Source organism: Staphylococcus pasteuri, assembly GCF_030547725.1.
GTDB classification, from domain to species: domain Bacteria; phylum Bacillota; class Bacilli; order Staphylococcales; family Staphylococcaceae; genus Staphylococcus; species Staphylococcus pasteuri.
In genome coordinates this window covers 1-264 of sequence record NZ_JAUOQO010000432.1, presented here as the reverse complement: position 1 = coordinate 264, position 264 = coordinate 1, and the positions used below count along the sequence as shown (strand labels likewise).

General features: G+C 47.3%; 1 protein-coding gene. It reads right to left on the bottom strand.

The genetic code is table 11. From position 1 onward, the window contains the following. The coding region (locus tag Q4528_RS14260) for a DNA polymerase Y subunit UmuC family protein (protein ID WP_303522281.1) at positions 1-264 on the bottom strand (264 nt) is incomplete at both ends.

Here is a 264-nt window from a genome sequence, read left to right as displayed (position 1 = left end):
ACCTAGGGGATAAAGCGCCTGGCAATAAAGGGAAAATTCGAGCACCGCCGCAGGCAGGCGTAGCGTTTCTAGTTTTAGCCTAAATAGGGCTAACCAATCTTGGCTGGTTTGTAATAAGCGAGCGCTTTTAAGGCTTACTTGCTCACTGGGTTTATCGCGAAAAGATAAAGTAAGCAGTAAGGTGTTACTGCATAGCTGACGCTGCCTTAACCACTGCTGTAAATGCTGGCAGGCTTGCTTGAGGGGAAAGCTTAAACCTTGGAT